We start from the raw sequence: 24,019 nt of genomic DNA on the forward strand, positions 1-24,019 counted from the left end.
ACTGCCTTATCGGGAAGGCTGCGCCGAGTCCGGTCCCGCGCCGGGCCCCCGCCCGGCCGCTACCGTGACCCTCATGATTGATGTACGCCGCGGCGCCGACCGGTACGAGGGAGGGGACCCGGCGGCCGGGATCACCACCCGGCACGCCTTCTCCTTCGGGTCCTTCTACGACCCGGACAACCTGCGCTTCGGCCCCGTCCTGGCCTGCAACGAGGAGACCCTCGCGGCCGGCGCCGGCTTCGACGAGCACCCGCACAGCCACACCGAGATCGTGACCTGGGTGATCGACGGCGAACTCACCCACCAGGACAGCACCGGCGAGAAGAGCACCGTTCTGCCCGGTGACGTCCAGCGGCTCAGTGCCGGGTCCGGGGCGCGCCACGTCGAGCGCAACGACGGCGACCGGCCGCTGCGCTTCGTGCAGATGTGGCTCTCGCCGCTCACCGCGGGCGGCGACCCCTCGTACGAGGTGCTGCGCGGCGTCCCCGACGGCACGCCCTACGAGGTCCCGGCGGCCGGCGCCGCCCTGCGCGTGCGGCGCCCCGGCGCGGGCGAGCGGGTCGCCGTACCGGCCGCCGAGCGGGTGTACCTGCACGTCGTGCGCGGCGACCTGCGCCTGGACGGGGCGGAACTCGGCCCCGGGGACTCGGCGCGGATCACCGCCGAGAAGGGGCTGGAGATCGTCGCCGGGTCCCCGGGGGAGCTGCTGATCTGGGAACTGCCCGCCTAGAGCGGGACTACGCGGAGCGCAGTTCGGCCAGGACCGCGTCGGTGAACGGCGTCCAGGCCTCGACCGCCCACGGGCCGAAGGGCCGGTCGGCCAGCGCCACGCACGCGGCGCGCGCGTCCGGATCCACCCACAGGAAGGTGCCGGCCTGCCCGAAGTGGCCGAACGTACGGGGCGAGGACGTGCTGCCGGTCCAGTGCGGGGACTTGCCGTCGCGGATCTCCATGCCGAGGCCCCAGTCGTTGGGGGACTGGCTGCCGTACCCCGGCAGGACGCCCTTGAGCCCGGGGTGGACGACGGAGGTGGCCTCGGCGACCGTGCGGACGTCGAGCAGCCGGGGCGCCTGCAGTTCCGCGGCGAAGCGCAGCAGGTCGCGGACGGTGGAGACGCCGTCCTTGGCGGGCGAGCCGTCCAGGGTGGTCAGCGTCATGCCCAGCGGCTCGAAGACGGCCTGGTGCACGTACTCCGCGAACGGGATGCCGGTGGCCTTGGCGATGTGGTCGCCGAGCACCTCGAAACCGGCGTTCGAGTACAGCCGGCGCGTACCGGGCGCGGCCATCGCGCGGTGCTCGTCGAAGGCCAGTCCGCTGGTGTGCGCCAGCAGGTGACGGACCGTCGAACCCTCGGGTCCGGCCGGCTCGTCCAGCTCGATCGCGCCTTCCTCGTAGGCGACGAGGGCGGCGTACGCGGCGAGCGGCTTGGTGACCGACGCCAGCGCGAAGCGGTGGTCGACGGGCCCGTGCGAGCCGGCGAGGCTCCCGTCGGCGCGTACGACGGCCGCCGCGGCGGTGTCCACCGGCCAGGTCTCGATGATCCGCAGGCTTTCCATGCCGTTGACGGCCTCCTTGCTGTCCATGCGGCCGAGCCTACTTGCTTGGAGTGCACTCAAGGGTTTTAGCGTGGGGTCATGAGCCAGAGCCTGAGCCTGACGCAGACGCGGTACACGATCAGCGAGGTGGCGGCCCGGACCGGTCTGAGCCAGCACACCCTGCGCTGGTACGAGCGGATCGGGCTGATGCCGCACGTGGACCGCTCCCACTCGGGCCAGCGCCGCTTCACCGACCGGGACCTCGACTGGCTGGGCTTCGTGGGGAAGCTGCGTGCCACGGGGATGTCGGTGGCGGACATGGTCCGCTACGCCGAGCTGGTCCGCGAGGGCGAGCACACCCGCGGGGAACGCCGTGAGCTGCTGGAACGGACGCGGCGCGAGGTGCGGGCACGGATCACGGAGCTGACGGACGCACTGGCCGTACTGGACTACAAGATCGACATGTACGCGGGCACACGATGAAGACGGTTTCGCGGAGGGGACAGCGATGACGGAGTACGGCAACACCCTGGACCAGGTCGAGCTCGGCAAGGGCGGCCCGAGGGTCGGCGTCCAGGGCCTGGGCTGCATGGGCATGAGCGAGTTCTACGGTGACACCGACGAGGCGGCCGCCCGGGAGACCCTGGAGGCGGCGCTGGCCGCCGGGGTCACCCTCTTCGACACGGCCGACGTCTACGGCCGCGGCCGCAACGAGGAGTTCCTGGCCCCGTTCGTGGCCGCGCACCGCGACGAGATCACCCTGGCGACGAAGTTCGCCATAGAGCGCACCGACGACCCCGCCTTCCGGGGCGTCCGCAACGACCGCGCGTACGTCCGCGCCGCCGTCGAGGGCAGTCTGCGCCGGCTCGGCGTGGACGTCATCGACCTGTACTACATGCACCGGCGCGACCCGGCCGTGCCGCTCGCCGAGTCGGTGGGCGCCATGGCGGAGCTGGTGCGGGAGGGCAAGGTGCGCCACCTCGGGCTGAGCGAGGTCACCGGCGCGGAGCTGCGCGAGGCGCACGCCGTGCACCCGATCGCGGCGCTCCAGTCGGAGTGGTCGCTGTTCAGCCGGGACGTGGAGCGCAGCGCGGTCGGCGCCGCGGCGGAGCTGGGCGTGGCCTTCGTGCCGTACTCCCCGCTCGGCCGGGGCTTCCTGACCGGGTCCTTCGCGGACGCGTCCGCGGAGCTGTCCGAGAGCGACTTCCGGCGCCACCAGCCGCGGTTCACCGGCGACAACGCGAAGACCAACGCGGCGCTGCTGGCCCCGGTCCGGGAGATCGCGCGGGAGCTCGGTGCGAGCCCCGCGCAGATCGCCCTCGCCTGGGTCCAGCAGCGCGCGGCGGTGCACGGGCTGACCGTGGTCCCGATCCCGGGCACCCGCCGGGCGGAGCGGCTGCGCGAGAACATCGCGGCGACCGGGATCACCCTGACGCCCGCGCAGCTGGCCCTGCTGGAACCGATCGCCGCGCAGGTCGCCGGCGACCGCTACCCGGACATGACCTTCACCTCGGCGGCCCGGGAGGCGTAGCGGCGCGCCCGCCTCAGGGGTGCCGGGACCGCAGGACGGCGAAGGCTCCCCAGAGGGCGAGCGCGGCCAGGACCAGGACGACGGCCGTCTCGATGGACTGGGTCGGCCAGTAGTGCGTGAACGGGTGGTAGTCGACGTACTGCCCGGTCACGTTCAGTTCGGCGGGGCACCCGTCCAGGCTGCCGGAGCGTGTGCAGGCCCATTCGGGCAGGCGCCCGCCGGAGGACGTGATGAGGCCGAAGTCCGTCGTGAAGGCGTCGCGCGGCGGATACGGGAACTGGGCTCCCAGCGGGGAGGTGACGGTCCGGGCGGGCAGGAAGGACCAGCGCACCGCGCCGAGCACCGCCATCACCAGGCCGGTGGCGAGCCCGGTGACCGCCATCGCGGCGGTCGTGCGCCGTACGAGCTGGCCGACGACGGCGCCGAGGGCCACGCCGAGCAGGCAGTACGCGGGGAGCACCGTGCCGAGCGTCTCGTACGGCCCCCGGTCCGCCCACGAGTACTCGTAGCTGGTGGTGAGGGGGAGCCGGGCGAACCGGTGGACCAGTCCGAAGGCGGCCGCACAGGCCACGGCGGTCACCGCGGCCACCGTGATCTTCGAGGCGAGCCAGGCCCTGGGCGTGGACGACTGGGTCAGGGCGAGGCGGTAGGTGCCGCTCTCCAGCTCGCGGGCGACCATCGGGCCGGCCACGAACGCCCCCACCAGCAGTGGCAGGAGCAGTGCCGCGAGTCCGCCGTACCCCAGCGCCTCCCGCAGTTCGCGAAACGGATCGGTCCCGGTCCGGGGGGTCGCCCCGGCGGCCTGCCGGCGCAGGACGACGAAGACGGCCAGGCTCACGGCGACGGCGGCGGGCAGCGTCCACAGCGCGCGCCGGTGCTGGCGGACGGTGACCCAGCGCGGGCCCTTCAGAGTCAGCATGCTCATGCCCGTACCGCCTCGGCGGAGCGGGGGCCGACGGCCAGGGCCGGGGCGTCGGGGGAGCGCAGATGGGCGAGCAGGAGTTCCTCCAGTGACGGGTGGGCGGTCTGCCAGGTGTCGGTGTCGAGCGGGCCGTTCGGCCTCGCGAGCGCCGTGAGCAGGCGGCCGGTCGTCCGTGACTCGACGACGGTGTGGGGGGCCAGGTCGGCGAGGGCCGTCGCCGGTCCGCTGATCAGCCGGTGTGCCGCGACGACGTCGTCGACGGGGCCGGACAGGCGGACGCGGCCGCCGTCGACGAGCAGCAGGTGGTCGCAGGCGCCCTCCAGCTCGGCGACGATGTGCGAGGACATCACCACGGACGTGCCGTTCTCGGCGGCGTCGGCCATCAGCGCCCCCATGAGCCGGTGCCGGGCCAGCGGATCGAGGTCGGCCATCGGCTCGTCCAGCAGGAGCAGGCGGGGGCGCTTGCCGAGGGCGAGGGCCAGGGCGACCCGGGTGCGCTGGCCGCCGGAGAGGGACCGGATCCTGGCGCCGCCGTCGAGCCCGCCCTCCTGGACGATCCGCGCCGCGCTCTTCGCGTCCCAGCGGCCCGGGTTGAGCTCGCGTCCCATGCGGAGGGTCTCGTCGACGGTCAGCTGCGGGTAGAGGGGCTTGTCCTGGCCCACGTACGCCGTCTCCTCGCGCGGCGGCGCGCTGATGGCGCCCTCGGTCGGCCGCAGCAGTCCCGCGGCGAGCGCGAGCAGGGTCGACTTGCCCGCGCCGTTGGGGCCGACCAGCGCGCAGACGCGGTGGGCCGGCAGCCCGAAGGAGCAGTCGCGCAGGGCCCAGCCGCCGCGCCGCGAGTAGCGCACGCCCAGCCCCGTCGCCTCGATCACCGGATCGTCCGTCACGTGTCGTCCCCCTTGAAGTGTTGGTCCAGTACGGCAGTGAAGAGCGCGGCCACGTCGTCCCGCTCCATCCCCGCGGCGCTCGCGCGCCGTGCCCAGTCGGCCAGTTCCTCGCGCAGGGGCGAGTCGGCCGGGGCGCCCCCCAGGGACCTGCGCACGAAGGTGCCCAGGCCCCGGCGCGCCTCCACGAGGCCCTCGCGCTCCAGCTCCCGGTAGGCCTTGAGGACGGTGTTCGGGTTGATGGCCGTCGCCTCGACGACCTCGCGCGCGGTGGGCAGCTTGTCGCCCGGTTCCAGCAGTCCCAGGCGCAGGGCCTGTTTCGTCTGGTGGACGATCTGCAGGTAGGTGGCCATGCCGCTGCGCCGGTCGATGCGGTACTCCAGCACGTGCAGCACCCTTTCACTAGTCAAGTAGTGAAAGGGTGCTGCACGTGGCGTCACATGTCAACGGGCACCTTTGTCAGGCGTGTTGGGGGCCCGGGCCGGCTAGCGGGACTCGGCGGTGAAACGGTCCCGCAGGGTGGCGTACTCGCCGTCGGTCAGCAGCCCGGCCGAGTAGAGCTCGCTCAGGTGCCGCAGCCGCTCGTCGCCGGAGCGGCCCCGTGCGGCGGCGACCGGGGTACGGCTGCGCGTGGCGGCCAGGACGGCCGCGGCGAACGGCAGCGACTCGTGGACCGCCCCGTAGCCGACGCTGAAGACGGCCGTGGCGAGGTCGTGGTCCGGGCGGGGGTCGGCCGGGGTCTGCTGGGGTTCCCGCAGCAGCAGCCGCAGGTGACCGCCGGTTCCGCCGGGGGAGCGCCACTCGACGCCGGTGACCTCGGTCAGCGGGTACTGCTGGTCGCCCGCCTTCCACTTCGTGCCGGTGGCACCGGTGCGGGACCAGTGGAAGCCGACCGACGAGCCGTCGAAGCCCACCCGCGCGTCGTACGCCTTCAGCTGGAGCGGCGGCTGCGGCACGTCGACCAGGAAGCGCGGGGCCGGCTCGGCGGCGTCGGGCCCGAGCCGGGAGCGCAGGGCGGCGGCGAACGCGGCGGCCGACGTCGCCCGCTCGCCCGGCAGCACCATCCGGTACGGGTCGCAGGCGTCTTTCAGCTGCCCGGCGGCGGCCTCCATCAGCGGATCGGCGCCCGGGCGCGGGACGGCACGCAGGATCACCGTGTCCCGCCTTCCGGCGGTCACGGTCACAGCGGACACCGCTTCCAGGGGGATCCGGCGCGAACCCAGCGCTTGCCACAGTCTTGGCGTTCGCATCCCCCGAGCGAAGCGGATGAGCACCGAGTCCGAGTCGAACTCCCAGACGGCATGGTTTCCGGCCAGTACGTCACCCATGCGCCACATGGTAAAGGGCGCCGCCCCCGCGCGTCCCCCTCGGTGCGGGAGCCGTTTTTCGCGCCTCTACGCGCGTCAGTCCCGCTCTGTCCCTGAAATTCCGCGCCGGCACGCGTCGTCGCCGGTAGCGCACACAACGGAAGCGAACGCGCCGGTTCCGATCTTGGCGAAGTTGGCCACCGAGTCCGTTCCTGGCGCGAAATAGCCGGTGTGACTCTTGGCCCTGGCCGAGGACAGCAGCCGCGCCCCGAAGTCCGGAGACACCGGATCGGCGCCATGGCCCAGCCCGCCGACCTCCAGGTGCGGCACGTCCGCGATCCAGTCGCCCTCGTCGCGCGTGGCCCAGACCCGCGCCGAGGTGCGCAGCCCCGCGACGTTCTGCGCCCGCATGCCGGGGCTGCCCGCCACCACCACGTCCGTCACCCGGTTCGGCAGCTCGTGCGCGGCCACCCCGCACACCACCGACCCGTAGCTGTGGCAGAACAGCGCCACGCTCGAATTCCCGGGCAGGGACACCGTCAGCGCCTTCAGCCGGACGGCGCCGTCGAAGGCCATCCGGCCCGTGGCGGCGTCCATGCCGACCCCGGTGGGGGCGGTGTAGCCGGCCCAGGCGATGACCGCCGTCCGGCTGTTCGGCGCGGCCGTCCGCTCGGCCCCGTACAGCGCCTCGGCCATGCCGACCGGGGAGGTCAGCCGGCGCTGGGTGCGCTCGAAGGTGAGGAGGTCGGTGTCCACGCCGGGAACGATCACGGAGACCCGCTCGGCGCCGACGAGGTCGCCGAAGACCTCGGCCACCTGGCCGCCGCCGGTGGGGTCGAACGCGAGGATCTGCCGCCCCGGTTCGGCCAGCGAGGCGAAGCGGTGGGAACGCCGGGTGGCCTCGGCCCGGTCGGCCGGGGTCAGCGCGACGTCGCGGCTGCGGGCCTCCTCGACCAGGCGGGCCTTCTCCAGGCCGTGTTGGTTGGCCCGGTAGCGGGTGGCGATCGGCGCCCCGTCGAGGTTGCCCACGACGAGCGGGTAGCCGTCGGCGAGCCGGGCCCGCTGGGCGCCGTCGAGGCCGGCGAAGAAGCGCGCCACCGTCCGCACGGGGGCGTCCGCCGGCGGCACCGGACGGCCGTCCAACCGGGCCTTGGACCAGGCGTCGAGGGCCGTGGCCCGCAGCGGCGTGCCGCCCTCGGGCCGGTGCACGGCCGTCCAGCCGGTGGTCGCCAGCATGATGAAGACGACCGCCAGTGCGAGCAGCGCGCGCAGGGCGGCCGGGCGCGGGTCGGCGCCTGGAACGGTGGTGTGGGCGAGGCCGGGCAGATTCACTGGGACCAGCGTAGGAGACCGATTCCGGGCGTGGCGCGCCGGGTGACGGGGTTCACGCCCGACCGTGGGACCCCGAACCGGACGAAGGGGCGGCTGCCAAGACTTGGGTGAAAGATCCGGAATGCGGCGTTTGGGGGGCGGCTCAGCGCCAGCGCCCCGCCAGAGCTGGGCCGATGCCGTCGAGGTAAGTGTCCGTCAGCCGGCGGATCGCCGCCACGCTGGTGTCGTCGCCTCGCCCCCAGAGCCGCCCCGTGACCCTCATCACGCCGAAGAACGCGGCGACCGCCACCCGGGGCCGCGGGTCGGCGTCCACGTCCAGGCCCTCGCGGGCGGCGATCAGCCGGGAGATCCGCTCCTCCAGGCACGTGGAACGCCGCAGGTGCACGGCGAGCAGGGCCGGCGTGGACTCGATCAGCCGGTAGCTGTGCATGTAGAGGTCGACGGGGACCACCTCGCGCAGGACGTCGTCGAGCGTGTCCCACGCGGCGAGCACGGCGCCCCGCATCGCTTCCAGGGGTCCCTCGGCCGGCGGCCGGGCGCGCAGCTCGGCGACGAAGTGCGACTCCACCAGGTCCTGGACGGCGAAGACGACCTCTTCCTTGTTGGCGAAGTAGCGGAAGAAGGTGCGCTGCGACACGGCCACGGCCGCGGTGATCTCGTCGACGGTGGTGCGCTCGTAGCCCTGGGAGACGAAGAGCACCAGCGAGGCGCGCAGCAGCGCGCTCCGCGTGCGCCGCTTCTTGCGTTCACGCAGTCCGGCCACCGGCGCGGCCGGCGCAGTCCGCTCGTCGATCGTCACCGCCGGGCTCCTTCCTGACGCCGGGTGGGCGGTCAGGTTACCCGTGACCGACGGCGTCGCGGCCGATCCGTTGAGCCGTTTGCGAAGGGCCGGCCGGCCCCGGCCGGCCACGCGAACGGCGGGTCGCCGATGACACGTTCGGGTCGGCCCGGGGAAGCGCCCGCGGCCGTGCGGGGGCGGGCGCGGGCCCGCCGAGCAGACCTCCGTAAGGGTCAACTCCGTACGGGCGAAAGGCCGCCGGACGGTTCCACGGGGGCTGTCGCCTATCAGGGTGGACCCGCCCCGGCCCCCTTCCGCCCGACCATCACCGCAGGTCAGCGTGGTGTCGGCGGAGCACCGGAAACGGTCCGGCGGCCCGCCGTCCACAAGGAGTTGACCCGTCATGCGTACGTGTGGAACCACGCGCGTCACCACCGCCCTCGCCGCGACCGCCCTGGCCCTCACCGCCCTCATCCCGAGTACCGCCGGCACGGCGCACGCCGCGGGCCCGCCGGGCCTCGGGGCCTGCGCCAGCGGACAGCTGTGCCTGTGGGCGAAACCGGACTTCAAGGGCACCCGGCAGACCCACGAGCTGAGCACCCTGGACATCAACAGCTGCACCGCCCTGCCCGCCGGCACCAGCGCCCAGTCGCTGGTCAACCGCACCGGGCGCCCGGTCACCACGTACCAGTCGGCGGAGTGCGCGGAGACCGGCGAGTTCCAGACCTATCCGGGCGACGGGGTCTGGCTGCCCCAGTCCCCCTACCAGGTACGGGCCTTCAAGGTGTGGGAGAGGTAGCCCCATGCTGCGCGGCGAGGTCGCCCGGGGCGGCGACCGGCGGGGCGGCGGTGGCTGCCGGGGCGGTGGCCGTCTGCGCGGCGCCGCCCAGCCGGGCGACCTCGCCGCGCAGCGCCCGTACCTCCGCCCGGAGCTCCAGGATCGCGGCGAGCTGGAGCCGCTCGGCCTGGTCGTCGCGTTCGAAGCGGGAGATGAACCACGCGGCGATGTTGGCGGTCACCACACCGAGCAGCGCGATCCCCGACAGCATCAGCCCGACCGCCAGGACGCGGCCGAGGCCGGTGGTGGGCGAGTGGTCGCCGTAGCCGACCGTCGTCATCGTGGTGAAGGACCACCACACGGCGTCGCCCAGGTTCTTGATGTTCCCCTCGGGAGCGTCCCGCTCCACGCTCAGCACGGCCAGCGAGCCGAACATCAGCAGTCCGACGACCGCCCCGGCCACGTACGTCGTCAGCTGGATCTGCGGGGCCATCCGGGCCCGCCGGCCCACCAGCATCAAGGTGGCCACCAGCCGCAGCAGCCGCAGCGGCTGCACCAGCGGCAGCACCACGGCCGCCAGGTCCAGCCAGTGGGTCCGCACGAACCGCCGCCGGTCCGCCGACAGGGCCAGCCGCACCAGGTAGTCGACGGCGAAGGCCCCCCACACCACCCACTCCACGTAGGTGCAGGCGCCGTGGACCCGCGCGCTCGCGTCCGGAGCGACGATGGGCACGGCGTACGCCACGGCGAAGGCCACGGCGAGGACGAGCAGCGGGGTCTGGCTCCGCCGCTCCCACAGCTGCTGGCGGGATGGTTCCTTCATGCGGAGCATCGTAAGCAACGCATAAAGGGGCGCGGGCCACGGCCGGAGCCGGGACCCGCTCCCTCACACCAGACCTACGCGTCGCCGCCGGCCGCGCCGGGGTCCGCCGCCGACACGTCGAGCAGCCGGTACTTGTCGACGGCCTGCTTCAGCGCCGAGCGGTCGACCTTCCCCGCCTTGGCCAGCTCGGTCAGCGTCGCCAGCACCACCGACTGGGCGTCGATGTGGAAGAAGCGCCGGGCCGCACCGCGCGTGTCCGCGAAGCCGAAGCCGTCCGCGCCCAGCGAGGTGTAGGCACCGGGCACCCACCGCGAGATCTGGTCCGGAACGGAGCGCATCCAGTCCGAGACCGCCACGAACGGCCCCTCCGCACCCGACAGCTTCCGCGTCACGTACGGGACCTGCTGCTCCTCCTCCGGGTGGAGCAGGTTGTGCTCCTCCACCTCGACGGCCTCGCGCCGCAGCTCGTTCCAGGAGGTCGCCGACCAGACGTCGGCCCTGACGTTCCACTCCTCGGCCAGGATCCGCTGCGCCTCCAGCGCCCACGGCACGGCCACGCCGGACGCCATGAGCTGGGCCGGGACGGTGCCCGAGGTGCCCTGGGAGACCCGGTGGATGCCCTTGAGGATGCCGTCCACGTCGACGTCCGCCGGCTCCGCCGGGTGCTGGATCGGCTCGTTGTAGACGGTCAGGTAGTAGAAGACGTCCTCCGCCTCCGGGCCGTACATCCGCCGCAGACCGTCCTGGACGATGTGCGCGATCTCGTACCCGTAGGCCGGGTCGTAGGCCACACAGCCCGGGTTCGTCGAGGCCAGCAGCTGGGAGTGACCGTCCGCGTGCTGCAGACCCTCACCCGTGAGGGTGGTCCGTCCCGCGGTCGCACCCAGGACGAAACCGCGCGCCAGCTGGTCGGCCATCTGCCAGAACTGGTCACCGGTGCGCTGGAAACCGAACATCGAGTAGAAGACGTAGACCGGGATCAGCGGCTCGCCGTGCGTCGCGTACGCCGAGCCCGCGGCGATCAGCGAGGCCGTGCAGCCCGCCTCCGAGATGCCGTCGTGCAGCATCTGGCCGGTCGGGGACTCCTTGTACGCGAGCAGCAGGTCGCGGTCGACCGCCTCGTACTGCTGGCCCAGCGGGTTGTAGATCTTGGCGCTCGGGAAGAAGGCGTCCATGCCGAAGGTGCGGTACTCGTCGGGCGCGATCAGCACGAAGCGCTTGCCGATCTCCTTGTCTCGCATCAGGTCCTTCAGGATGCGGACGAAGGCCATCGTGGTGGCGATCGACTGGTGGCCCGAGCCCTTCTTCGCGGCCGCGTAGGTCTTCTCGTCCGGCAGCTGCAGCGGCTTGGCGCGCACCACACGGGTCGGCACGTAGCCGCCGTGCGCACTGCGCTGGTCGTGCATGTACTGGATCTCGGGCGAATTGCGGCCCGGGTGGTAGTACGGCGGCGCGCCGCTCTCCAGCTGGGCGTCCGTGATCGGGATGTGCAGGCGGTCACGGAAGCGCTTGAGGTCGTCGACCGTCAGCTTCTTCATCTGGTGCGTGGCGTTGCGGCCCTCGAAGTTCGGGCCGAGCGTCCAGCCCTTCACCGTCTGCGCCAGGATCACCGTCGGCTGGCCCTTGTGCGCCTTGGCCGCCGCGTACGCCGCGTAGACCTTCTTGTGGTCGTGACCGCCGCGGCCCAGGTGCTGGATCTGGTAGTCGGTCATGTTCTCGACCATCGCGCGCAGCCGCTGGTCACCGCCGAAGAAGTGCTCACGGATGTACGCGCCGGACTCGGTGGCGTACGTCTGGAACTGCCCGTCGGGCGTGGAGTTCATCTTGTTGACCAGGATGCCGTCGCGGTCCTGGGCCAGCAGCGGGTCCCAGGAGCGGTCCCAGATCAGCTTGATCACGTTCCAGCCGGCGCCCCTGAACTGCGACTCCAGCTCCTGGATGATCTTCCCGTTGCCGCGGACCGGGCCGTCGAGGCGCTGCAGGTTGCAGTTCACGACGAAGGTCAGGTTGTCCAGACCCTCGCGGGCGGCGATCGACAGCTGGCCCAGCGACTCCGGCTCGTCCATCTCGCCGTCGCCGAGATACGCCCAAACGTGGGACTTGGAGGTGTCCGCGATCCCGCGCGCCTCCATGTACCGGTTCATCCGCGCCTGGTAGATCGCACCCAGCGGGCCGAGGCCCATGGAGACGGTCGGGAACTCCCAGAAGTCCGGCATCAGCCGCGGGTGCGGGTAGCTGGAGAGGCCGTACGGGGCCTTCGACTTCTCCTGGCGGAACGCGTCGAGCTGCTGCTCGGTGAGCCGGTCCAGGAGGTAGGCGCGGGCGTAGATGCCGGGGGAGGCGTGGCCCTGGAAGAAGATCTGGTCGCCGCCGTCGCCCTCGTCCTTGCCCCGGAAGAAGTGGTTGAAGCCCACGTCGTAGAGGGAGGCGGACGAGGCGAACGTGGCGATGTGGCCGCCGACGCCGATCCCGGGACGCTGGGCGCGCGAGACCATGACGGCCGCGTTCCACCGGGTGGCGTTGAGGACCTTGCGCTCGATCTCCTCGTTGCCGGGGAAGAACGGCTCGTCCTTGGTGGCGATCGTGTTGACGTAGTCCGTGCTGCGCATCTCGGGCACGGCCACGCGCTTCTCGCGCGCCCGCTCGATCAGGCGCAGCATGAGGTAGCGGGCCCGTTCACGGCCCCGCTCGTCGACCGCTGCGTCCAGGGAGTCGAGCCACTCCTGCGTCTCCTCCGGATCGAAGTCCGGGACCTGACTCGGCAGGCCGCCAATGATGATCGGATTGCGATCGGATGCGGAAGCCACGCTGTTCCTTCGCTGTCGGGGAAGTCGTGCTGAAGCTGTAACTGGGGGGCGCCGCCTCCCATGGTCTTACGCTCGGCCGTAATCGTCATCCGTACCACTGGGTAATCCCTGCGATCGGCGGGGACGCCCGGCAGTGCGACCGGGTCCGGTTCCGCGGTGCGAGGTGGCGGGTGCGACCAAATTGCAACCTTACGCCCACGCCGGCCAGCGGCCCCGGGAGGCCGTTCGTCCCTCAAACAGGTAGGAAAGTCCTCATGCGATGCGAATGAGCTGGAATGGTGTGGGATGAATCACCAGAGGTGCACACGGGCACCCTGAAAGTTGCGGCGAGACGGCCGCAATCGTCACCGTTTCGACGGTCTCGGCGGCCGGGTACTTGCGCGATCCGCCGCGCCCGTGTGGACTACGCCCAATGCTGCGCGTACGCGCGCCGCCGAAGAACATTCACCGAACATGAGCAGGAGGCACCCCGTGAGCGCGACCGCGGACCACGCGGAGAGCCTGGCCGCCCGGCTGGGTTTCCAGTCCGAACAGGTGGTCCAGGAGATCGGCTACGACGACGACGTCGATCAGGAATTCCGTGACCTCGTCGAGGAGCACGTCGGCGAACTCGTCGACGAGGACTACGACGACGTCGCCGACGCGGTGCTGCTGTGGTTCCGCGAGGACGACGGCGATCTGACGGACGCGCTGGTCGATGCCACCGAGCTGGTCGAGGACGGCGCACTGATCCTGCTGCTGACCCCCAAGACGGGCCGTGACGGCTACGTCGAGGCCAGCGACATCAGCGAGGCGGCCGAGACGGCCGGTCTCTCGCAGACCAGGAGCGTCAGCGTCGGCAAGGAATGGGCCGCCACCAAGCTGGTGACGCCCAAGACCGCCGCCAAGTCCAAGCGCTGAGCCGCGCCCGCTGCCGAGCGGACACGCTTCCACACCCCGCTGACCAGGTAGACCCCGGTCGGCGGGGTGTGCGCGTTTCACGGCCCGGGCACACCGGGACGGCTCCGGGGGCAGGACACCCCATAGGCTTTGACTCACCCGAACAGCCCAACGCAGGGATGCGGGAACGAAGGGATGCGAGAGATGGCGATCGAGGTCGGCGACAAGGCCCCGGACTTCGAGCTCAAGGACAACCACGGCGCCACCGTGCGGCTCTCCGACTTCCGGGGGGAGAAGGCCGTCGTGCTGCTCTTCTACCCGTTCGCCTTCACCGGTGTGTGCACCGGCGAGCTGTGCGAGCTGCGCGACCAGCTCCCGCGCTTCCAGAACGACGACGTCCAGCTCCTCGCCGTCTCCAACGACTCCGTGCCGACCCTGCGGGTCTTCGGGGAGCAGGAGGGCCTGGAGTACCCGCTGCTGTCGGACTTCTGGCCGCACGGCGAGACCTCCCGCGCGTACGGCGTCTTCGACGAGGACAAGGGCTGCGCGGTCCGCGGCACCTTCATCATCGACAAGGACGGCGTGGTGCGCTGGACTGTCGTCAACGGACTGCCCGACGCGCGTGACCTGAACGAGTACATCAAGGCGCTCGACAGCCTCTGAGTTCGTCTGCGCGGGCCGTTACGCGCAGTTCCCTGCGAAAACCGCTTACAGGCGGGAACCCGTCACTAGGATCGAAACGTTGATCCGGTAGCAACCGCACGACGGGGCACCGCCCCACACAGAACCCAATGGAGGACCCGTGGGAGTCAGCCTCAGCAAGGGCGGCAACGTCTCGCTGACCAAGGCCGCGCCTAACCTGACGGCGGTCATCGTCGGTCTGGGCTGGGACGCTCGCACCACCACCGGTGTCGACTTCGACCTCGACGCCAGCGCGATCCTGACCAACGACCAGGGCAAGGTCGCCAGCGACGCGAACTTCGTCTTCTTCAACAACCTCAAGAGCCCCGACGGCTCGGTCGAGCACACCGGTGACAACACCACCGGTGAGGGCGAGGGCGACGATGAGGCGATCAAGGTCAACCTCGCCGGCGTCCCGGGCGACGTCGCCAAGATCGTCTTCCCGGTCTCGATCTACGAGGCCGAGACCCGCCAGCAGAGCTTCGGCCAGGTCCGCAACGCCTACATCCGCGTGGTGAACCAGGCAGACAACACCGAGCTCGCCCGATACGACCTCTCCGAGGACGCCTCGACCGAGACCGCCATGGTCTTCGGCGAGCTCTACCGCAACGGTGCGGAGTGGAAGTTCCGCGCCATCGGCCAGGGCTATGCCTCGGGCCTGCGCGGCATCGCGCAGGACTTCGGCGTCAACGTCTGAGCCTGAGAGCAGCATCCGTCCGGCGCCGTGCACTGTGTGTACGGCGCCGGACCTGCTTCGCCCGCAGCAGCACCGCACCGCTCGACCGTTCCACCGCTCGACCGCTCGACTGTTCCACCGTCACATCGCCACACCGTCGTCCGGGGAGGACCACAACATGGGCGTCACACTCGCCAAGGGGGGCAATGTCTCCCTGTCCAAGGCCGCACCGAACCTCACCAGGGTTCTGATCGGTCTCGGATGGGACGCGCGCTCGACCACGGGAGCCGACTTCGACCTCGACGCCAGCGCGCTGCTCTGCAACGGCGGCCGGGTGCTGGGGGACGACTACTTCGTCTTCTACAACAACCTGACGAGCCCCGACGGCTCCGTCGAACACACGGGGGACAACCTCACCGGCGAGGGCGACGGCGACGACGAGTCCATCATCATCGACCTCACCCGGGTGCCGGCGAACGTGGACAAGATCGTCTTTCCGGTCTCCATCCACGAGGCGGACACCCGCCGGCAGAGCTTCGGCCAGGTCAGCAACGCCTTCATCCGCGTCGTCAATCAGGCCGACGGCCAGGAACTGGCCCGCTACGACCTCTCCGAGGACGCCTCCAGCGAGACCGCGATGATCTTCGGCGAGGTCTACCGGTACGGGGGCGAATGGAAGTTCCGGGCGGTGGGGCAGGGGTACGCGTCGGGGCTCCGGGGCATCGCTCTAGACTTCGGGGTCAACGTTTCGTAAAGCCGTACACAGACGCATGGGGTGCCAGGTGCCAGTGGTTCTGAAAACCTTCGGCTGGTCGTTCGCCATCACGGCGCTCGGCCTTGCCTTTGCCGCGTGGCAGTGGGGGTGGGAGGCGTTCGGGGTCGTGCTGATCCTGTCGGTCCTCGAAATCTCACTGTCGTTCGACAACGCGGTCGTCAATGCCGGAATCCTGAAGAAGATGAATGCCTTCTGGCAGAAGATCTTCCTCACTGTCGGCATCCTGATCGCCGTCTTCGGAATGCGGCTGGTCTTCCCGGTGGCGATCGTCGCCATCAGTGCGAAGGTCGGCCCCATCGAGGCCATCGAACTGGCCCTGGACCAGCCCGAGCAGTACGAGGCCCTGGTCACGGACGCCCACCCGGCCATCGCCGCCTTCGGCGGAATGTTCCTGCTGATGATCTTCCTCGACTTCATCTTCGAGGAGCGCGAACACAAGTGGCTCGCGTGGCTGGAGCGTCCGCTCGCCAAGCTCGGCAAGGTCGACATGCTGTCGGTCTGCATCGCCCTGATCGCGCTGCTGGTCTCGGCGATGACCTTCGCCCTCAACGCCCACACCAGCACCGGCCACCAGGACAAGTCCGCCACCGTGCTGCTCGCCGGCGTCGCCGGCCTGATCACCTACCTCATCGTCGGCGGTCTGTCCTCGTACTTCGAGGACAAGCTGGAGGAGGAAGAGGAGCGCGAGCACGAGGAGGAGGAGAAGGCCAAGGCCGCGGGCAAGCCCGTCTCCGCCGTCGGCCTCGCCGGCAAGGCCGCGTTCTTCCTCTTCCTCTACCTGGAAGTCCTCGACGCCTCGTTCTCCTTCGACGGTGTCATCGGCGCCTTCGCCATCACCAACCACATCTTCTGGATGGCGCTCGGCCTCGGTATCGGAGCGATGTACGTCCGTTCGCTCACGGTCTACCTGGTCCGCCAGGGCACCCTGGACGACTACGTCTACCTGGAGCACGGCGCGCACTACGCGATCGGCGCGCTCGCCGTCATCCTGCTGGTCACCATCCAGTACGAGATCAGCGAGCTCATCACCGGCGGCATCGGCGTGGTGCTGATCGCCCTGTCCTTCTGGTCCTCGGTGCGCCGCAACAAGCGCCTGGAACTGGAGGGTTCCACCGTCGAGGCATGACCGCGGCGTTAATGCGGAACGCTCCAATGCGGGGCGGTCCACCGGGTTCACGGACCCCGGCGGGCCGCCCCGTTTCCGTAGGCTTCGCGGGGACCAGGGGACCAGGGGATCAGGGGGGTAGGGGATGGGCTTCTTCGACGGCATCATGGGCAGCCGTGCCGTGCAGTTCCAGTCGGGCAGTGCCTCGTCGAACGCGATCGAGCTGACCAAACGACATTCGACGGTGTCGCTCACCAGGCAGGGCGCCGTCCACGGCAACCTGCGCGTCAACCTGTCCTGGCGCATGCGCACCTCGGACATCGGCGGCCGCTCCGGCCAGAGCGGCCAGCTCTTCCGCCACCCGTTCAAGCTGTTCAAGCCGGACATGGTGCAGGCGCACACCCAGGGCATGGTCAACGTCGACCTCGACATGGGCTGTCTGTACGAGCTGACCGACGGCACCCGCGGCGCCGTCCAGCCGCTGGGCAACCTGCTGGGCGACCTCAACGACCCGCCGTTCGTCAAGCTCAGCGGGGACGACCGGTTCGGGTCGGGGTCGGGGGAGACCCTCTACATCAACCTCGACCACGCCGACGACATCAAGCGGCTGCTGGTCTTCGTCTACATCTACGACCAGACCCCGGCCTTCGACCGGACGCACGCCATGGTGACCCTCTATCCGGTGACGGGCCCGCGGATCGAGATCCCGCTGGACGAGCGGCACCCGCAGGCCCGCTCCTGCGCCGTCGTCTCCCTGGAGAAGGTCAAGGGCGAACTCGTCGTGAAGCGCGAGGTGAAGTTCGTGTACGGGTTCCAGTCCGAGCTGGACCGGCTGTACGGCTGGGGGCTCCAGTGGGGGCGGGGCTACAAGAGCACCAAGAGGTGACCGGAGCTCCCGGAGCCGGAGCCCCCGGAGCCGGAGCTCCCGGAGCCGGAGCCCCCGGTCCTCAGCGGCGGATGAACTGCGGGCCCTGCGCCGGCAGCCGGAAGGACGGGTCCCCGCCCGGACCGGGCACCGGAGCCGGGGACACCGGCTGCGGGTACCCGTAGGCGGGCTGGGCGGCCGGTGGAGCCTGCGTCGGCGGGGCCATCGCGGCCGTCCGATCCGAGTTCGGCCCCGCCGGGGTGGCCGCGGCCCCGGCGGCCGGGCCCGCGCCCGCGTCGGGCTCGGCGGCGTTCTCGTCGACCGAGATTCCGTGGTCGGTCGCCAGGCCCACCAGGCCGTCGGAGTAGCCCTCGCCGAGCGCCCGGAACTTCCACCCGTCGCCCCGGCGGTACAGCTCGCCGCAGATCAGCGCCGTCTCGGCACCGGTCTCGGGCCGTACGTCGAAGTAGGCCAGCGGCTCGGCGCCACCGGTCGCGGTGGCGTCGTACAGCAGGATCCGCAGGTCGCGGACCCGCTGGAAGGGGACGTCCTCGGCGGAGGCGACCACCAGGATTCGGTCCACGGACGGGGTCACCGTCCGCAGGTCCGCCTGGACGGCGTCGGTGATCGCGTCACCGACCTGCTTCTTGCCGAGGCGCCACACGGCCCCCGAGGGGTGCCGGGGCTGGTTGTAGAAGACGAAGTCCTCGTCCGAACGCACCCGGCCGTCCGGGCCCACCAGCAGCGCCGAGGCGTCCACGTCCGGCACCTCGGGGCCGCCGGTCCAGCGCAGCACCGCCCGGACCGCCACGGGGGCCACCGGGATGTTCGAGCCCTTCTGCATCGCGTGCGTCATGCACGTCATCCTGCCCTCCCGGGGTGGAGCGGGACAATGCGGCCCCCCGTAGGGCCTTGTACCGATCGCGAGAGCTGGGCATGGTGCAAGAGGGTTACCTGAACTTCATGTGCTTGAGGAACTCTTGACTCACGTTCGTACGTACTATTACCGGCCATGCCAGTTGGGCCGCCGAGGCAGTACGGGGGAAGCACATGCGTCACTTTGGGCACGTATCGCCCACGGTCCGTAAGGACCTCTTCCACCAGGAACCGGCGGAATTCACCGGGGCCGCGCCCGCCCGCGTCCTCGCCGCGGCCCTCGGGGCCACCCTCTACAGCCCGGCCACCCGCCCCGCGCTGGCCGCGGACATCCGCAAGCAGGCCGGCCGCGGAGTCGTCTCCATGGTCCTCTGCCTGGAGGATTCCATCAGCGACTCCGACGTCGTCGGAGCCGAGGAGAACCTCGTCCGCCAGTTCGCCGACCTCGACGACGACAGCGCCGGCGGTGCGGCGGACGGTGCGGAGCTCCCCCTGCTCTTCATCCGCGTCCGCACCCCCGAGCAGATCCCGGACCTCGCGCGCCGCCTCGGCCGCTCGGTGCGGCACCTGGCCGGATTCGTTCTACCGAAGTTCGACGAGCGGCGCGGCATCCCGTTCCTCGAAGCCGTCACCGACGCGGAAGCCGCGAGCGGAGCTGCCCGGCTGTATGCCATGCCCGTCCTGGAGACCCCGGAGCTCCTCCATCTCGAAACCCGCGTCGAAGCCCTCGCCGGCATCTCCCGCACGGTCAACAGCCACCGCGAGCGGGTCCTGGCGCTGCGCCTCGGCGTGACCGACTTCTGCTCCGCCTACGGGCTGCGCCGCACTCCTGACATGACCGCCTACGACGTACAGATCGTGGCCGGCGTCATCGCCGACGTCGTCAACGTCCTCAGCAGGGCCGACGGCACCGGCTTCACCGTGACCGGCCCCGTCTGGGAGTACTTCCGCAGCCAGCAGCGCCTCTTCAAGCCCCAGCTGCGCCGCAGCCCCTTCCTGGAGGAGGGCGTCGAGGAACTGCGCACCGCGCTGATCGAGCACGACCTGGACGGACTGCTGCGCGAGATCGAGCTCGACCGGGCCAACGGGCTGCTCGGCAAGACCTGCATCCACCCCGCCCACGTCACGCCCGTGCACGCCCTGTCGGTGGTCTCCCACGAGGAGTTCTGCGACGCCCAGGACATCCTGCGGCCCGAGCGCGGCGGCGGCGGAGTGATGCGATCGGCTTATACGAACAAAATGAATGAGGTGAAGCCCCACCGGGCCTGGGCCGAGCGCACCATGCTGCGCGCCGAGGTCTTCGGTGTGGCGAAGGAGCAGGTCGGCTTCGTCGACCTGCTCACGGCCGGACTCCAGGTGTGAGCGGGCCGGTGACGGAGCAGACGACGAGGAAGGGCAAGACGATCGACGAGGTGTGGTCGGGTACGTGGGTCGCGGACCGGCTGGGCGTCGGCCTGCACGACTGCGAAGCGGGTCCGCGGCCGGGCCCGAGGCTGAGCCCGCGGCTGACGGAGCTGCTCGGACTGGCCCTGCGGCGCAACCCCAAGCGCGCGCACCTGCTCGTCTCGCAGGTGCTGGGCAAGCACGTCCCGCAGTCCCCGCGCACGGTGTACGCCGCCGGGTACGGCCTCGGGACACGCGTACGGGCGCTGCTCGGCGAGGACGGCGCGGCCGCGGCCGTGGTCCTCGGCTACGCCGAGACCGCCACCGGGCTCGGCCACTGCGTCGCCGACGGCTTGGGCACCGCCCCCTACCTGCACTCCACCCGCCGGCCCGTGCCGGGCGTGGCGACGGCCGGCGGTTTCGAGGAGGCGCACTCGCACGCCACCTCCCACCTGCTGCTGCCGGAGGACCCCGGGCTGCTCGCGGGCGACGGACCGCTGGTCCTCGTCGACGACGAGTTCTCCACCGGCAACACGGTCCTGAACACCATCCGCGACCTGCACGCCCGCCACCCCCGTTCGCACTACGTGGTCGTCGCCCTCGTCGACATGCGCTCCCCGGCCGACCGCGACCGGCTCACGGCCTTCGCCGCCGAGCTGGGCGCGCGGGTGGACCTGATCGCCCTCGCCTCGGGCACGGTGTCCCTCCCGGACGGAGTCCTGGCCAAGGGGCAGGCCCTGGTGGAGCAGTACGAGTCGGCCGCCGCCGGCACGGCGGAGAGCGCAGCCGGTGCCGCGGCGCAGGCGCCTGAGCCGGGGCCGGGGCCGGAGCCGGGGCCGGGGCCGTCTTCCGTCGTCCGGGTCGACCTGAACTGGCCGGCCCGCCTCCCCGACGGCGGCCGCCACGGCTTCACCCCCGCGCACCGGCAGCGCCTGGACGCCGCCCTGCCGGACCTCGCCGCCCAGCTCACGGCCGCCCTCGGCACCGAGCCCGGACGGGTCCTCGTACTCGGCAACGAGGAGCTGATGTACGCGCCGCTGCGCCTCGCGAAGGCGCTGGAGGAGGAGGGCTCGGCCCGCGAGGTCCGCTTCTCCACCACCACCCGCTCCCCGGTGCTCGCCGTGGACGATCCCGGCTACGCCATCCGCACCCGGCTCGTCTTCCCCGCCCACGACACCCCCGCCGACGGCCCCGGCGACCGCTACGCCTACAACGTCGCCCGCCCGTCCGACGGCGTCGGCTTCGACACAGTCGTCGCCGTCGTGGACTCGGCCGGCGACACCCCCGAGCTGCACACGGGACTCCTCGCGGCCCTCGCCCCGCACACCGGCCGCCTCGTCCTGGCCGTCGTCCCGTCCTACATACCGCCCATGGCGTCCCTCGCCTCGCTGGCGTCCATACCGTCCCGCACGTCCGACCACCGGCAGGAGCCGATCATGACCGAGCCCCTGCGTGGGCCCGCCTTCTCCTCCTACGCCCCCGAGGACGTCGGCTGGCTGCTGCAGGACCTCTCCGGCGTCCAGCTCGAAGCCCCGACCGAGGAGCGCGAGGAGGCCATCCAGGCCGGCGGCGCCCACTACGCCGAGTCCCTGCCCGTCGAGTACCAGCCCTCGCCCCAGTACCAGGAGCTCTACCGCAGCGCGCTGGCCGCCTCGGCCGCCCGCGTGGCCCGCGCCGTCGGCACGGTCACCGAGACCGTCCTCGCCGAGCGCTCCCCCTCCCCGGTCCTGGTCTCCCTGGCCCGCGCCGGCACCCCCGTGGGCGTCCTGATGCGCCGCTGGGCCCGCGTCCGCCACGGCCTGGACCTGCCGCACTACGCCGTCTCCATCGTCCGCGGCCGCGGCATCGACGCCAACGCCCTGCGCTGGCTGGCCGCCCACCACGACCCCGCCGACGTCGTCTTCGTCGACGGCTGGACCGGCAAGGGCGCCATCACCCGCGAGCTGAAGGAAGCCCTGAGGGAGTTCCCGGGCTTCGACCCGGAGATCGTCGTCCTCGCCGACCCCGGCTCGTGCGTGCCCACGTACGGCACCCGGGAGGACTTCCTGATCCCCTCCGCCTGTCTCAATTCCACCGTGTCCGGTCTCATCTCGCGTACGGTTCTCAGGTCCGACCTGGTCGGACCCGCCGACTTCCACGGCGCGAAGTTCTACCGCGAGCTCGCCGGAGCCGACGTCTCCGTCGAATTCGTCGACGCCGTCGCCGCCCACTTCGACGACGTGGCGGACGCCGTCGACGAGGAGGTCAAGGAACTCCTCGCGGCCGACCGCACGCCGACCTGGGAGGGCTGGGCGGCGGTCGAGCGGATCAGCGAGGAGTACGGCATCCACGACGTGAACCTCGTCAAGCCCGGCGTCGGCGAGACCACCCGCGTACTGCTGCGCCGGGTGCCGTGGAAGATCCTGGCGCAGCGCGGCGCCGGGGCCGACCTGGACCACGTACGGCTGCTCGCCGAGCAGCGCGGCGTTCCGGTGGAGGAGGTCGACGGCCTGCCCTACACGTGCGTCGGCCTCATCCACCCCCGATTCACGCGCGGCGCCACCGGCGCCGACGGAAAGGCTGTGGCCTCCAAGTGACCGTCCTCGTAGCCAGTGACCTCGACCGCACGCTCATCTACTCCGCGGCCGCCCTCGGGCTGACCATGCCCGACCCGGTGGCCCCGCGGCTGCTGTGCGTCGAGGTCCACGAGAGCAAGCCGCTGTCCTACATGACGGAGACGGCCGCGGCGCTGCTGGCGGAGCTCACCGAGGACCCGTCCGTCGTCTTCGTCCCCACCACCACCCGCACGCGCAAGCAGTACCAGCGCATCCGCTTCCCCGGCCGCCCCGCCCGCTACGCGATCTGCGCCAACGGCGGGCAGCTCCTCGTCGACGGCGCGCCCGACCGCGACTGGCGGCGGCAGGTCGCGGCGCGCCTGGCCGAGGAGTGCGCCCCGCTGGAGGAGGTCCACGGGCACCTGCTGGCCACCGCCGACCCGGCGTGGCTGCGCAAGGCGCGGCTCGCCGAGGACCTCTTCGCGTACCTCGTCGTCGAACGGGCCCTGGTCCCCGACGAATGGCTCAAGTCCCTGACCGAGTGGGCCGGGGCCCGCGGCTGGACGGTCTCCCTCCAGGGCCGGAAGATCTACGCCGTGCCCCGTCCGCTCACCAAGAGCGCGGCGATGCACGAGGTCGCCCGCCGGACCGGAGCGACCACGACCCTGGCCGCCGGCGACTCGCTCCTCGACGCCGACCTGCTGCTGGCCGCGGACGCCGCCTGGCGCCCGGGCCACGGAGAACTGGCCGACGCGGCCTGGACGGCGCCCTCGGCGACGGCCCTGGCCGAGGCGGGCGTCCTGGCGGGCGAGGAAATAGTGCGCGCATTCGCCCGTGAGGCCGGGCGGCTCGGCAGACTGGACGCATGAGCAAAGGCAACAGCACGAAGATCACGGACGAGCTGTACCGGTACATGCTCGACCACAACCCCCCGCTGGACGCCGTCCAGCGGGGACTGGTGGCGAGGACGTACGCCAAGTTCCCCGATGTCGCCGGAATGCAGTCCGCGGAGGAGCAGGGGCCGCTGCTGGCCTTCCTCGTCCGCCTGACCGGAGCCCGTCTCATCGTCGAGGTCGGCACCTTCACCGGCTTCTCGGCCCTGTCGATGGCCCAGGCACTGCCCGCCGACGGCCGCCTCATCGCCTGCGACGTCTCCGAGGAGTGGACGGCGTACGGCAGGGAGGCCTGGGAGGAGGCCGGCGTCGCGGACCGCATCGAGCTGCGCATCGCACCGGCCCTGGAGACCCTGCGCGCGATGCCCGCCGAGCCCCACATCGACATGGCCTACGTGGACGCCGACAAGGAGAGCCAGATCTCCTACTGGGAGGAGCTCGTGCCGAGGCTCCGCCCCGGCGGCCTGATCGTCACCGACAACACGCTGTACCACGGCACGGTCCTCGACGAGTCGGCCACCGGCTCGGCGGCCGGCGTGCGCGCCTTCAACGACCACGTCGCGGCGGACCCGCGCATGGACTCCGTCCTGCTGGCGATCTCGGACGGGCTGACGCTCTCGCGCAAGCGGTAGGGCGGCAGGTCCGGGGCGGGAGG

General features: G+C 71.6%; 24 protein-coding genes. 14 read left to right on the forward strand and 10 right to left on the reverse strand.

The window, feature by feature from the left end:
* The first annotated feature begins 73 nt into the window (after positions 1 to 73).
* On the forward strand, positions 74 to 730 hold the full coding sequence (locus IG86_RS0104680; protein ID WP_030819461.1) for a pirin family protein: 657 nt from the start codon (positions 74 to 76) through the stop codon (positions 728 to 730).
* Positions 731 to 737: 7 nt separating this feature from the next.
* Here the strand turns inward: IG86_RS0104680 and IG86_RS0104685 are convergent, their stop codons facing one another.
* The gene (locus tag IG86_RS0104685; RefSeq protein WP_030894803.1) at positions 738 to 1,556 is read right to left on the reverse strand and encodes a serine hydrolase domain-containing protein; all 819 of its coding nucleotides are present in this window, start codon (positions 1,554 to 1,556) and stop codon (positions 738 to 740) included.
* Positions 1,557 to 1,634: 78 nt separating this feature from the next.
* Here IG86_RS0104685 and IG86_RS0104690 point away from each other — a divergent pair, with 78 nt between their 5' ends.
* Together IG86_RS0104690 and IG86_RS0104695 are read left to right on the forward strand one after the other, a co-directional pair.
* Positions 1,635 to 2,018, forward strand: coding sequence for a MerR family transcriptional regulator (locus tag IG86_RS0104690; RefSeq protein ID WP_030819463.1), 384 nt, complete (start codon positions 1,635 to 1,637; stop codon positions 2,016 to 2,018).
* 25 nt (positions 2,019 to 2,043) lie between these two features.
* A complete protein-coding gene (locus tag IG86_RS0104695; protein ID WP_030894805.1) occupies positions 2,044 to 3,066 on the forward strand; it encodes an aldo/keto reductase in 1,023 nt (340 codons plus the stop codon).
* A 13-nt stretch (positions 3,067 to 3,079) separates the two neighbouring features.
* Here the strand turns inward: IG86_RS0104695 and IG86_RS0104700 are convergent, their stop codons facing one another.
* From IG86_RS0104700 to IG86_RS0104725, 6 genes are all read right to left on the reverse strand, one after another.
* Positions 3,080 to 3,991 (reverse strand): ABC transporter permease, encoded by a 912-nt coding sequence (locus tag IG86_RS0104700; RefSeq protein ID WP_030894806.1) that lies wholly within the window; start codon positions 3,989 to 3,991, stop codon positions 3,080 to 3,082.
* The gene (locus tag IG86_RS0104705; RefSeq protein ID WP_030894809.1) at positions 3,988 to 4,875 is read right to left on the reverse strand and encodes an ATP-binding cassette domain-containing protein; all 888 of its coding nucleotides are present in this window, start codon (positions 4,873 to 4,875) and stop codon (positions 3,988 to 3,990) included. Before IG86_RS0104705 ends, IG86_RS0104700 begins: the two co-directional genes overlap by 4 nt.
* Positions 4,872 to 5,258 carry a GntR family transcriptional regulator gene (locus IG86_RS0104710; RefSeq protein WP_030894811.1) on the reverse strand — a complete coding sequence of 129 codons (387 nt, stop codon included), beginning with the start codon at positions 5,256 to 5,258 and terminating at the stop codon, positions 4,872 to 4,874. The genes IG86_RS0104705 and IG86_RS0104710 overlap by 4 nt, the downstream gene beginning before the upstream one ends.
* 99 nt (positions 5,259 to 5,357) lie before the next feature.
* Positions 5,358 to 6,200, reverse strand: coding sequence for a DUF4429 domain-containing protein (locus tag IG86_RS0104715; RefSeq protein ID WP_030894812.1), 843 nt, complete (start codon positions 6,198 to 6,200; stop codon positions 5,358 to 5,360).
* 75 nt (positions 6,201 to 6,275) lie between these two features.
* Positions 6,276 to 7,415 (reverse strand): alpha/beta hydrolase, encoded by a 1,140-nt coding sequence (locus IG86_RS0104720; RefSeq protein ID WP_037941923.1) that lies wholly within the window; start codon positions 7,413 to 7,415, stop codon positions 6,276 to 6,278.
* Between the two features lie 238 nt (positions 7,416 to 7,653).
* Positions 7,654 to 8,310: a TetR/AcrR family transcriptional regulator gene (locus tag IG86_RS0104725; protein WP_045936478.1), complete on the reverse strand. Its 657-nt coding sequence runs from the start codon at positions 8,308 to 8,310 to the stop codon at positions 7,654 to 7,656.
* 382 nt (positions 8,311 to 8,692) lie between these two features.
* On the opposite strand from IG86_RS0104725, the gene IG86_RS0104730 reads away from it, so the two are divergent.
* Positions 8,693 to 9,088 (forward strand): peptidase inhibitor family I36 protein, encoded by a 396-nt coding sequence (locus IG86_RS0104730; protein WP_030819477.1) that lies wholly within the window; start codon positions 8,693 to 8,695, stop codon positions 9,086 to 9,088.
* Here the strand turns inward: IG86_RS0104730 and IG86_RS0104735 are convergent.
* Entirely contained in the window at positions 9,069 to 9,890 is an 822-nt protein-coding gene (locus tag IG86_RS0104735; protein WP_030894814.1) for a potassium channel family protein, read from the reverse strand. The two genes, IG86_RS0104730 and IG86_RS0104735, sit on opposite strands and share 20 nt — an antisense overlap.
* 74 nt (positions 9,891 to 9,964) lie before the next feature.
* A complete protein-coding gene (aceE, locus tag IG86_RS0104740; RefSeq protein WP_030894815.1) occupies positions 9,965 to 12,697 on the reverse strand; it encodes a pyruvate dehydrogenase (acetyl-transferring), homodimeric type in 2,733 nt (910 codons plus the stop codon).
* A gap of 471 nt (positions 12,698 to 13,168) precedes the next feature.
* On the opposite strand from aceE, the gene IG86_RS0104745 reads away from it, so the two are divergent.
* From IG86_RS0104745 to IG86_RS0104770, 6 genes are all read left to right on the forward strand, one after another.
* Positions 13,169 to 13,597: a DUF3052 domain-containing protein gene (locus IG86_RS0104745; protein ID WP_030819485.1), complete on the forward strand. Its 429-nt coding sequence runs from the start codon at positions 13,169 to 13,171 to the stop codon at positions 13,595 to 13,597.
* 183 nt (positions 13,598 to 13,780) lie between these two features.
* A complete protein-coding gene (locus tag IG86_RS0104750; RefSeq protein WP_030819487.1) occupies positions 13,781 to 14,239 on the forward strand; it encodes a peroxiredoxin in 459 nt (152 codons plus the stop codon).
* 139 nt (positions 14,240 to 14,378) lie between these two features.
* Positions 14,379 to 14,954 (forward strand): TerD family protein, encoded by a 576-nt coding sequence (locus tag IG86_RS0104755; RefSeq protein ID WP_030657021.1) that lies wholly within the window; start codon positions 14,379 to 14,381, stop codon positions 14,952 to 14,954.
* A gap of 157 nt (positions 14,955 to 15,111) precedes the next feature.
* On the forward strand, positions 15,112 to 15,687 hold the full coding sequence (locus tag IG86_RS0104760; protein WP_030657020.1) for a TerD family protein: 576 nt from the start codon (positions 15,112 to 15,114) through the stop codon (positions 15,685 to 15,687).
* 34 nt (positions 15,688 to 15,721) lie between these two features.
* Positions 15,722 to 16,834 carry a DUF475 domain-containing protein gene (locus tag IG86_RS0104765; RefSeq protein ID WP_030819490.1) on the forward strand — a complete coding sequence of 371 codons (1,113 nt, stop codon included), beginning with the start codon at positions 15,722 to 15,724 and terminating at the stop codon, positions 16,832 to 16,834.
* Positions 16,835 to 16,958: 124 nt separating this feature from the next.
* Positions 16,959 to 17,699 (forward strand): TerD family protein, encoded by a 741-nt coding sequence (locus IG86_RS0104770; protein WP_030819492.1) that lies wholly within the window; start codon positions 16,959 to 16,961, stop codon positions 17,697 to 17,699.
* A 61-nt stretch (positions 17,700 to 17,760) separates the two neighbouring features.
* Here IG86_RS0104770 and IG86_RS0104775 read toward each other — a convergent pair whose 3' ends face one another.
* Complete coding sequence (locus IG86_RS0104775; protein ID WP_030894819.1) at positions 17,761 to 18,534, reverse strand: TerD family protein; 774 nt, start codon at positions 18,532 to 18,534, stop codon at positions 17,761 to 17,763.
* A 194-nt stretch (positions 18,535 to 18,728) separates the two neighbouring features.
* On the opposite strand from IG86_RS0104775, the gene IG86_RS0104780 reads away from it, so the two are divergent.
* The 4 genes from IG86_RS0104780 to IG86_RS0104795 are packed head-to-tail and all read left to right on the forward strand — an operon-like array spanning position 18,729 to position 23,996.
* Complete coding sequence (locus tag IG86_RS0104780) at positions 18,729 to 19,916, forward strand: HpcH/HpaI aldolase/citrate lyase family protein (protein ID WP_030819496.1); 1,188 nt, start codon at positions 18,729 to 18,731, stop codon at positions 19,914 to 19,916.
* Between the two features lie 8 nt (positions 19,917 to 19,924).
* Positions 19,925 to 22,513 carry a phosphoribosyltransferase gene (locus tag IG86_RS0104785; protein ID WP_078905795.1) on the forward strand — a complete coding sequence of 863 codons (2,589 nt, stop codon included), beginning with the start codon at positions 19,925 to 19,927 and terminating at the stop codon, positions 22,511 to 22,513.
* Complete coding sequence (locus IG86_RS0104790) at positions 22,510 to 23,340, forward strand: HAD family hydrolase (RefSeq protein WP_030894823.1); 831 nt, start codon at positions 22,510 to 22,512, stop codon at positions 23,338 to 23,340. Before IG86_RS0104785 ends, IG86_RS0104790 begins: the two co-directional genes overlap by 4 nt.
* The gene (locus tag IG86_RS0104795; RefSeq protein ID WP_030819502.1) at positions 23,337 to 23,996 is read left to right on the forward strand and encodes an O-methyltransferase; all 660 of its coding nucleotides are present in this window, start codon (positions 23,337 to 23,339) and stop codon (positions 23,994 to 23,996) included. Before IG86_RS0104790 ends, IG86_RS0104795 begins: the two co-directional genes overlap by 4 nt.
* Positions 23,997 to 24,019: the final 23 nt, after the last annotated feature.

Source organism: Streptomyces virginiae, from assembly GCF_000720455.1.
In the GTDB taxonomy this organism is placed as follows: Bacteria; Actinomycetota; Actinomycetes; order Streptomycetales; family Streptomycetaceae; genus Streptomyces; species Streptomyces virginiae.

What these genes read in the sequence shown, in the direction of transcription:
- IG86_RS0104680 (WP_030819461.1), top strand. Translation starts at nt 74, where the DNA reads ATGATTGATGTACGCCGCGGCGCCGACCGGTACGAGGGAGGGGACCCG.
- IG86_RS0104685 (WP_030894803.1), bottom strand. Translation starts at nt 1,556, where the DNA reads ATGGAAAGCCTGCGGATCATCGAGACCTGGCCGGTGGACACCGCCGCG.
- IG86_RS0104690 (WP_030819463.1), top strand. Translation starts at nt 1,635, where the DNA reads ATGAGCCAGAGCCTGAGCCTGACGCAGACGCGGTACACGATCAGCGAG.
- IG86_RS0104695 (WP_030894805.1), top strand. Translation starts at nt 2,044, where the DNA reads ATGACGGAGTACGGCAACACCCTGGACCAGGTCGAGCTCGGCAAGGGC.
- IG86_RS0104700 (WP_030894806.1), bottom strand. Translation starts at nt 3,991, where the DNA reads ATGAGCATGCTGACTCTGAAGGGCCCGCGCTGGGTCACCGTCCGCCAG.
- IG86_RS0104715 (WP_030894812.1), bottom strand. Translation starts at nt 6,200, where the DNA reads ATGGGTGACGTACTGGCCGGAAACCATGCCGTCTGGGAGTTCGACTCG.
- IG86_RS0104720 (WP_037941923.1), bottom strand. Translation starts at nt 7,415, where the DNA reads ATGCTGGCGACCACCGGCTGGACGGCCGTGCACCGGCCCGAGGGCGGC.
- IG86_RS0104730 (WP_030819477.1), top strand. Translation starts at nt 8,693, where the DNA reads ATGCGTACGTGTGGAACCACGCGCGTCACCACCGCCCTCGCCGCGACC.
- IG86_RS0104735 (WP_030894814.1), bottom strand. Translation starts at nt 9,890, where the DNA reads ATGAAGGAACCATCCCGCCAGCAGCTGTGGGAGCGGCGGAGCCAGACC.
- IG86_RS0104750 (WP_030819487.1), top strand. Translation starts at nt 13,781, where the DNA reads ATGGCGATCGAGGTCGGCGACAAGGCCCCGGACTTCGAGCTCAAGGAC.
- IG86_RS0104760 (WP_030657020.1), top strand. Translation starts at nt 15,112, where the DNA reads ATGGGCGTCACACTCGCCAAGGGGGGCAATGTCTCCCTGTCCAAGGCC.
- IG86_RS0104770 (WP_030819492.1), top strand. Translation starts at nt 16,959, where the DNA reads ATGGGCTTCTTCGACGGCATCATGGGCAGCCGTGCCGTGCAGTTCCAG.
- IG86_RS0104775 (WP_030894819.1), bottom strand. Translation starts at nt 18,534, where the DNA reads ATGACGCACGCGATGCAGAAGGGCTCGAACATCCCGGTGGCCCCCGTG.
- IG86_RS0104780 (WP_030819496.1), top strand. Translation starts at nt 18,729, where the DNA reads ATGCGTCACTTTGGGCACGTATCGCCCACGGTCCGTAAGGACCTCTTC.
- IG86_RS0104795 (WP_030819502.1), top strand. Translation starts at nt 23,337, where the DNA reads ATGAGCAAAGGCAACAGCACGAAGATCACGGACGAGCTGTACCGGTAC.